General features: G+C 65.1%; 1 pseudogene. It reads right to left on the reverse strand.

From position 1 onward, the window contains the following. A pseudogene (locus AC1D1L_RS33675) lies at nucleotides 1-950 on the reverse strand (ISAs1 family transposase); the annotation flags it as partial. Nucleotides 951-1,033: the final 83 nt, after the last annotated feature.

Raw genomic sequence — 1,033 nt, forward strand, 5'->3', positions numbered from 1 at the left:
CCGACCAGCCAGTGGCCGCGCACGGCATGAGCGGCCCATTCGGCGGTCAGCTCGGCGGAGGCCGATAAAGTATCGCGTGTCGAAGCGGCTTTTGTCCTTCAGTCCAGCGCGCGATCTGACGCGCACGATGGTTGTGGCGTCTGGCAGGCGCAGTTCACCGGGAAAGCGGCGCTGGCCTTCGAGCCAGCCGGCCTCGCGACTGACGGTGACGGTGCGTTCCTCGATGCGGCCATGGGCCATGTCGAGATCGACGAAGCTGTCGAGGCAATCGGTGGGAGCGTCGTCGAAATAGCGCTCGATCTCGGCTCTGAGCGTCGGCTGGTTGGCCTTGACGGCGAGCAGGTAGTCGGCGCCGGCATCCCTGATGGTGGTAGCAATGGCGGCATTGGTGGCGATGGCGTCGATCGAGACGAGCGTGCCCTTGAGGCCGTCATTTGCCGCCAGGCGCTCGCACCGGGATCGCGGTCGTCTCGTTGCTCTTGTCAGCGACGGCCTCCTGTCCGAGCACGAGACGGGCAGTGGTGGCGAAGGCCGAGACCAGATGCAGCGGGGCCTTGCCAGCGCCGCGATCGTGGCTGCGCCGTGACGTCTTGCCGTCGATGGCAACGAAATCCGGCTTGTCTGGCCATGTCTGGCGCACCCATGAGGTGAAGGCGGCCGAGAACAGGCCGGGGCCGATGCGGTTCATCAGCATGGTCAGCCAGCGCCCGCCCGGCACGCCGTGATGATAGGGCAAGTAGCGGCGCAGGAAGTCGAGACGCCGCGCCCCAGTCGGCAATCAGATCATAGTCGTCGCAGTCGCAGATCGTGCCGCAGACAACCAGAAGCAGGACTTCCGGCAGCGGATGCGCCACCCGCCATGGCTCACGCGGCTCTTCGATCGCGGCGAAATGCTCCAGAAGCGCCTTCAGGCGTGGCTTCTCAAATCCTTCGAGGCCGGCAATCGTCATGGCAGGGGCTCCGAATCATCGAAGCCCCATGGAATCAGATCAACCGCAATCTCAAAAGCGCGTTAACCCGAGTCCGTAGCCCT

This window comes from Mesorhizobium sp. P2_D6 (assembly GCF_056404315.1).